Consider the following 7,776-nt stretch of genomic DNA (forward strand, 5'->3'; position numbering starts at 1 on the left):
ATGAAAAAGTTATACTTTATTGTGGGTTCCCAGGACTTATACGGAGAGGAATGCCTGAAACAGGTTGCAGAAGACAGCCGTCAGATGGTTGCATTCTTAAACGAAAAAGTGGGCGATCTGGCAGAGATCGAACTTCTTCCAACCGTAGAGACTTCTGAAATCTGTATTCAGGATATGCGGAAAGCTTCCAATGATGATGACTGTGTCGGCGTTATCACATGGATGCACACCTTCTCCCCTGCAAAAATGTGGATCAAAGGTCTGCAGGAATTAAGAAAACCGCTGCTTCATTTACATACACAGGCAAATGAGAAGCTTCCATATGATGAGATCGACATGGATTTCATGAACCTGAACCAGTCCGCACATGGCGACCGTGAGTACGGCTTCATCGTTGCCAGAATGGGTATTCCGCATGAGGTTGTAGCTGGATATTACAAACATGACGATGTGGTAGCAAAGATCCGCCAGTTTGCATCCGTTGCAAAGGCTATCTCCTACTCTAAGTCCTTAAAGGTAGCTTCCTTCGGCAACAACATGCGCGAGGTGGCGGTTACCGACGGCGACCGCGTAGAGAGCCAGATCAAATACGGCTGGGAGTGCAACTACTATGCACTGGGCGATCTGGTTGACATCATCAACCAGGTAACCGAGGAAGAGATCGACGCGAAGATGAAAGAGTATACCGATAAGTATACAATGAAGACCGACCGCATTGATTCTGTCCGCGAGCAGGCTAAATACGAAATGGGTCTGGAGAAATTCCTCTCCACGAACGGAATCGGTGCATTTGCAGACACCTTCCAGGATCTGCACGGCTTAAAGCAGCTTCCGGGTATCGCAGCACAGAACCTGATGGGCAAAGGCATCGGCTTTGGTCCGGAGGGTGATTACAAGATTTCCGCTCTGTCTGCAGTCCTGATGAAGATGTCCGAGGGCAAAGAGGGCGCAACTGGCTTTATCGAGGATTACACCTACGATCTGACTCCGGGACAGGAGTTAGAGTTAGCTTCCCATATGCTGGAGGTTCCGCCGGCATTTGCAGCAACCAAACCGGAGATCGATGTAATTCCGCTGGGGATCGGCGGCAAGGAAGACCCGGCAAGACTGATTTTCGACGGCGTGACCGGCGATGGTATCCAGGTAACGATGGTAGATATGGGCGATCATTTCCGCATCATCTGTGCAGATATCGAGCTTGTAAAACAGCCGAAACCGATGCCAAAACTTCCGGTAGCGAGAATTATGTACCGTCATAAACCGAACTTCCAGATCGGTACGGCTGCATGGTGCTACGCAGGCGGCGCTCATCACTCCGTTGTATCTACCGCTCTGACGAGAGATGACATCGCTATGTTCGCGCGTCTGACCGGTACCGAGTTAATTACAATCGGCGAAGATACGACAGAGGCTGATTTACAGAAATTCTTTATGAAATAATAGGGCGTTTGAAAGATAAAAATTTTTGAAAAAACGTAACTGCATAAGTTTTCACCACAATTGTGAAAATAAGATAGTTATGAATGACGGGGCGTGCCGCAGCCAAGGGGATGAAAATTCCGGCGGCGGTGCGCCTTTTTGCTACAATGAGGAGGATGGATATGGCCCGCAGTGCGGAAGAGATCAAGAAAGACATAGAGAGCGGAAATACAGCGCTCGGAATTGAATTTGGTTCGACCCGAATCAAGGCAGTATTGACGGACGGCACGACCGCGCCGATCGCGCAGGGGAGCTATGAGTGGGAAAACCGTCTGGAAAATGGTATCTGGACCTATTCCCTGGAAGATATCTGGAAGGGCTTAAAGGACTGCTATGCGGATCTGGCTGCCGATGTGAAGAACCAATACGGTTTAACGCTTAAAAGGGTTGGTGCGATGGGCGTCAGCGCCATGATGCACGGCTATATGGCATTTGATGCGGACGGAAAGCTGCTCGTTCCGTTCCGTACCTGGAGAAATACGATGACCGCCGAGGCAGCAAGACGCCTGACGGACCTGTTTAACTACAATATCCCGCAGAGATGGAGTATTGCACACCTGTATCAGGCAGTGATCAACGGCGAGGAGCACGTATCCCACGTGCATTTTCTGACCACCTTAGCCGGATATGTACATTGGAAACTGACTGGCAAGCAGGTACTTGGCGTCGGCGATGCTTCGGGTATGTTCCCGATCGACCCGGCAACCGGACAGTATGATGCTGAAATGCTGGATAAGTTCGAAGAAATGATGGTTCCAAAGGGATATCCGTGGAAGCTGCGCGACCTTCTGCCGGAGGTTCTGAGCGCTGGCGATGAGGCGGGAACGCTGACTGAGGAAGGCGCGAAGCTGCTGGATGAGAGCGGCAATCTGGAAGCTGGCATCCCGCTGTGCCCGCCGGAGGGCGATGCAGGAACCGGTATGACTGCAACCAATAGTGTGGCAGTTCGCACCGGTAACGTATCTGCCGGAACTTCCGTGTTTGCGATGGTTGTTCTGGAAAAGACTCTGGAGACGGTTCACCAGGAGATTGACATGGTAACTACGCCGGACGGCCATCTGGTCGGTATGGTTCACTGCAACAACTGTACCTCCGATCTGAATGCCTGGGTAGGTCTGTTTGAAGAGTTCTATGAGCTGATGGGTCAGAAAACAGACCGCAACACCCTGTTTGGAACCCTGTATCGCAAGGCGCTTGAGGGCGATGAAGACTGCGGAGGACTGATGTCCTACTGCTACCTCTCCGGCGAGCCGATCACCGACTTCGAGGAGGGACGCCCGCTGTTTATGCGCCATCCCGACAGCAAGCTGGGGCTGGCAAACTTCATGCGTACCCACTTATACAGTTCCCTGGCAACCCTGAAATATGGTCTGGACATTCTGTTCAAGGAAGAGCACGTGACACTGGATAAACTGATGGGCCACGGCGGATTCTTCAAGACCAAGGGCGTTGGACAGCGTATCATGGCGGCAGCGGCTGATGTGCCGGTATCCGTTATGGAGACAGCCGGTGAGGGCGGTGCCTGGGGTATCGCGGTTCTGGCGGCATACCGCAAGGATAAGAAGCCGGGACAGAGCTTGTCCGATTACTTAAATGAGCAGGTATTTGCAGATGCAAAGGCGGAGACGATGGAGCCGGATGCAAAGGATGTCGAGGGCTTCAATGCGTTTATGACAAGCTATATCAATGGTCTGGCTGCCGAGAGAGGCGCCGTAGAAGGAAGGTTTTAATCGATGCTGGAAGAATTAAAAAAAGAAGTATACGAAGCCAATATGCTGCTTCCGAAATACGGTCTGGTTACCTTTACCTGGGGCAATGTTTCCGGGATTGACCGCGAGAAGGGGCTGTTTGTCATCAAACCGTCTGGCGTGGACTATGACAAACTGACGCCAGATGATATGGTTGTCATGGATCTGGAAGGAAACCGCGTTGAGGGAACGCTGAATCCGTCCTCTGATACAAAAACCCACCTGATTCTTTATAACCGTTTTCCGAAGATCGGCGGCGTGGTTCACACGCACAGCCCGTGGGCGACTTCCTGGGCGCAGGCGGGACGCGACATTCCGTGCTACGGAACGACCCATGCAGATTATATTTATGGTTCCGTTCCATGCGCGAGAAACTTAAATGAGGAAGAATTAAAGAATTATGAGTGGAACACAGGCGTGCTGATTGCAGATTTGTTTGAGGAGAGGAAGCTCGACCCGATGGCGGTGCCATGTGTGCTCTGTAAGAACCATGGACCGTTTACCTGGGGCAAGGATGCGCATGAGGCGGTTCACAACGCGGTTGTACTCGAGGAGGTTGCCAAGATGGCGGCGCGCTGCGAGATGATCAATCCGGATGTGAAGGAAGCGCCGCAGTGCCTGCAGGATAAACATTATCTGCGGAAGCATGGCCCGGGGGCGTATTACGGACAGGGGAATTTGTAGTTACTGGGCACGTATGCGTGAACAGTAACAATTTGTAAAATATAGATTCAAGTATGGAAATAGATGGGACAAGTATGGTATACTTATGTATAGCAGATATAGGAGATACTGGCTATCTATCTTATAAAAATTAGGAGGATATGGGAAATGAAATTTTTTATTGATACCGCGAATGTTGATGAGATCCGTGAAGCGAATGATATGGGTATTATCTGTGGCGTTACCACAAACCCGTCTCTGATTGCAAAAGAAGGCCGTGATTTTAATGAGGTTATCAAAGAGATCACCAGCATTGTAGACGGACCGATTTCCGGTGAGGTTAAGGCTACGACTGTGAAGGCAGAGGATATGATCGCTGAGGGCCGTGAGATCGCTAAGATTCATCCGAACATGGTTGTTAAAATCCCGATGACTACCGAGGGCTTAAAGGCTGTGAAAGCTCTGTCCGCTGAGGGCATCAAGACCAACGTAACCCTGATCTTTTCTGCCAACCAGGCACTTCTGGCTGCAAGAGCAGGCGCTACATACGTTTCTCCGTTCTTAGGCCGTCTGGATGACATTTCCACCAACGGTACAGACCTGATTTACGATATCGTAGAGATCTTTGACAATTATCCGGAGATTTCCACCGAGATTATCTGTGCTTCCACCAGACATCCGATGCACATCATCGAGTGCGCGAAGGCTGGTGCTGACATCGCAACTGTTCCGTTCAAGGTTCTGATGCAGATGGTAAAACACCCGCTGACCGATGCTGGTATCGAGAAATTCAAAGCAGATTATGAGGCTGTATTCGGTAAATAAAGAGAAACAATAGGAAATACCTCTTGAACTTCCGAAAAAAGCATGTTATACTAGGTACGATAACATAATAGACTGACTGGAAAGAGTGGACAAAAAAGTCCACTCTTTCTAATTTCATAGAAAGGTGGTGGGGGTGTGGCAAAGGGAGAGCAGTACGAAGCACGGGTAGAGGCGTGGATCACGCCGGTTCTGGAGCAGCATCAGTTTGAGCTGGTTGATGTGGAGTATGTCCGCGAGGTCGGCGTCTGGTATCTGCGGTGCTACATTGACAAAGAGGGCGGTATTACCGTTGATGACTGCGAGGTAATCAGCCGTCTGCTTGGTGAATGGCTGGATAAGGAAGATTTCATCGAGGACAGCTATATACTGGAGGTGAGTTCTCCGGGACTGGGACGTCCTCTGAAGAAAGAGAAAGATTTTGCAAGAAGCATCGGCAAAGATGTGGAGATCCGCCTGTATAAAGCGATCGACAAACAGAAGGAATTTACAGGAACGCTTACGTCCTATGACGCAGATTCTGTGACAATCACGATGGAGGACGGCAGCGAGCGTACATTTGAAAAATCAGAGATTGCTTTGATTCGTTTAGCCTTTGATTTTTAGACGGTAGGAGGAGATAAAATAAAATGAATAAAGAGTTGATTGAGGCAATAAATCTGCTGGAAAAAGAAAACAATATCAGCAAAGATGTTCTTTTAGAAGCAATTGAAAATTCTCTGCTGACAGCATACAAAAACAATTATGGCCGGGCAGATAATGTCAAGGTAAACATCAACCGTGAAACAGGAGATTTTTCCATCGTGGCAGAGCGTGAGGTTGTGGAGACCGTAGAGGATCCGATGACCCAGGTAAGCCTGGCAGAGGCAAAGCTCTTAAACAGCAAGTATGAGCTGGGCGACATCGTTCAGTTCTCTGTCAATTCCAAGGAGTTTGGACGTATCGCCGTTCAGAACGCGAAGAATGTTATCTTACAGAAGCTTCGTGAGGCGGAGCGCAACGCCCTGTATGAGGAGTGGCACTGCAGAGAGAAAGATATCGTAACGGGTATCGTACAGCGCTATGTAGGACGCAACATCAGCATCAACTTAGGCAAGATCGACACGATCCTGAACGAGAGTGAGCAGGTAAAGGGCGAGGTATTCAAACCGACCGAGCGTATCAAACTGTATGTCATCGAAGTAAAAGAGACACAGCGCGACCCGCGTATCACCGTATCCAGAAGCCATCCAGATCTGGTAAAACGCCTTTTTGAGTCTGAGGTTGCCGAGGTCCGAGACGGTACCGTAGAGATCAAGGCGATCGCACGTGAGGCAGGTTCCCGTACGAAGATGGCAGTCAGCTCCAACGACCCGAACGTCGATCCGGTCGGTGCATGTGTCGGCTTAAACGGCGCGCGTGTCAGCGCGGTTGTCAATGAGCTGCGCGGTGAGAAGATCGATATCATCAACTGGGATGACAACCCTGCATTCCTGATTGAGAACGCGTTAAGCCCGGCAAAGGTTATCCTGGTTGCAGCAGATGAGGAAGCACGCGAGGCACAGGTGATCGTTCCGGATTACCAGCTTTCCCTGGCAATCGGTAAGGAGGGTCAGAATGCACGTCTGGCAGCCCGCCTGACCGGCTTCAAGATCGATATCAAGAGCGAGACACAGGCAAGAGAGTCCGGTCTTTTAGATGAGCTTGAGAGCGGTTATGAGGAAGGCTTCGAGGGCTACACCGATGACCCGCTGATCAGCGTGGCAGAGGAAGACGCAGCCGAGGCAGCAGAAAATGAGGCGGCTGAGGGCACAGAAGAGCCGGCAGCGGAGCAGGAATAATCCTGACAGATAATGTGCGGGGATGCTGATTTCGGGCGGAACGAGCAGATTTGGCAGAAAGAAAGCAGCAGAACCGGGATTTGACAGAAATGGAAGTGATAGACAGTGGGAGCAAAGAAAGTGCCGCTCAGACAGTGCATCGGATGCGGAGAAATGAAGAGCAAAAAAGAAATGATCCGCGTTTTAAAGACAGCCGACGATACGATCGAGATTGACGCGACAGGCCGTAGGAATGGACGCGGCGCCTACCTCTGTCCTTCGATGGACTGCTGGAAAAAGGCGGTAAAGAGCAAAGGACTGGAGCGGTCGCTCAAGATGGCGATTCCGAAGGAAGTCTATGAGGCGCTGGAAAAGGAGATGGAGCAGTTTGGAGAATCGTAAAAAGGTGCTGAATCTTCTGGGACTGGCGACGCGCGCCGGTAAGACGGCAAGCGGCGAGTTCATGACCGAGAAAGCGATCAAGAGTGGAAAAGCGTATCTGGTGATCGTGTCAGAAGAAGCGTCGGATAATACAAAAAAGATGTTTGAAAATTCATGTGCATACTACAAGGTTCCCGTGTACCAGTTCGGCATGAAAGAAGAGCTGGGACACGCGATGGGAAAAGAGATGAGAGCGTCTCTGGCCGTTTTGGATTCCGGTTTTGCAAAGGCGTTAAGAGAGAAGTTAGATGATTAACGCTTTTCTGGGCGGGCTCTTTTAGGAGCTTATGCAGAACGGGAAGGCAGTGCCGGAACGGAGGTAGCAAAACATGAGAGTTAATGAGTTGTCAAAACAGATTGGCAAATCAAATAAAGAAGTTTTAGAGATACTGCAGAAAAATCATTTTGACGTAAAAAGCCATTCTTCCAAGGTGACGGAGGAACAGGCAGAAGCAGTCAGATGTTTCCTTGCAGGAGCAAAGAGACAGACGACAGCGTCAAAGACAGATACAGGAAAGGCGGAAACAAATCGAGTGGAAGATATAAAGAAAGAGCCGTTAGAGGCAGAGAAGAAAGAGGCGGAGAAGACAACTGAGCCGCCGAAAAAGCGGATTGCAGCGGTTTATCGTCCGCAGAACAGCGTACAGAGAGGAAGCCGTCCGGCAGGCAAGGCCAATACAGGAAACGCAGCCAAGACCGGCGCATCGGCAAGCCGTCCGGCAGCAGCAAGTGCAGAGCAGACCGCAGAGCCGGCTAAGAGCGCAGCTCCAGCGGAGAACCGTGATGGACAGAGAAGCGGCTATCAGGGAAACCGCGACGGCCAG

At 50.4% G+C, this 7,776-nt stretch carries 9 protein-coding genes; all 9 read left to right on the top strand.

Annotated features, from left to right (window positions below):
- Window positions 1–1,440 (top strand): L-arabinose isomerase, encoded by a 1,440-nt coding sequence (gene araA / locus DXB70_RS12670; protein WP_118673428.1) that lies wholly within the window; start codon window positions 1–3, stop codon window positions 1,438–1,440.
- A gap of 161 nt (window positions 1,441–1,601) precedes the next feature.
- Window positions 1,602–3,209 carry an FGGY-family carbohydrate kinase gene (locus DXB70_RS12675; RefSeq protein WP_118673429.1) on the top strand — a complete coding sequence of 536 codons (1,608 nt, stop codon included), beginning with the start codon at window positions 1,602–1,604 and terminating at the stop codon, window positions 3,207–3,209.
- Between the two features lie 3 nt (window positions 3,210–3,212).
- Window positions 3,213–3,911 (top strand): L-ribulose-5-phosphate 4-epimerase, encoded by a 699-nt coding sequence (locus tag DXB70_RS12680; protein ID WP_107000582.1) that lies wholly within the window; start codon window positions 3,213–3,215, stop codon window positions 3,909–3,911.
- Window positions 3,912–4,058: 147 nt separating this feature from the next.
- On the top strand, window positions 4,059–4,715 hold the full coding sequence (gene fsa / locus DXB70_RS12685) for a fructose-6-phosphate aldolase (protein WP_107000581.1): 657 nt from the start codon (window positions 4,059–4,061) through the stop codon (window positions 4,713–4,715).
- 135 nt (window positions 4,716–4,850) lie between these two features.
- Window positions 4,851–5,318: a ribosome maturation factor RimP gene (gene rimP, locus DXB70_RS12690; RefSeq protein WP_118468290.1), complete on the top strand. Its 468-nt coding sequence runs from the start codon at window positions 4,851–4,853 to the stop codon at window positions 5,316–5,318.
- A 23-nt stretch (window positions 5,319–5,341) separates the two neighbouring features.
- Window positions 5,342–6,532 (top strand): transcription termination factor NusA, encoded by a 1,191-nt coding sequence (nusA, locus tag DXB70_RS12695; protein WP_118468288.1) that lies wholly within the window; start codon window positions 5,342–5,344, stop codon window positions 6,530–6,532.
- Window positions 6,533–6,637: 105 nt separating this feature from the next.
- Entirely contained in the window at window positions 6,638–6,913 is a 276-nt protein-coding gene (locus DXB70_RS12700; protein WP_117796229.1) for a YlxR family protein, read from the top strand.
- Window positions 6,900–7,208, top strand: coding sequence for a ribosomal L7Ae/L30e/S12e/Gadd45 family protein (locus DXB70_RS12705; RefSeq protein ID WP_107000578.1), 309 nt, complete (start codon window positions 6,900–6,902; stop codon window positions 7,206–7,208). Before DXB70_RS12700 ends, DXB70_RS12705 begins: the two co-directional genes overlap by 14 nt.
- A gap of 73 nt (window positions 7,209–7,281) precedes the next feature.
- The coding region (locus tag DXB70_RS12710; protein ID WP_182448453.1) for a translation initiation factor IF-2 N-terminal domain-containing protein at window positions 7,282–7,776 on the top strand (495 nt) is incomplete at its 3' end.

The sequence above is a fragment of the Clostridium sp. OM05-5BH genome, from assembly GCF_003481505.1.
Taxonomy (GTDB): Bacteria; Bacillota; Clostridia; order Lachnospirales; family Lachnospiraceae; genus Otoolea; species Otoolea fessa.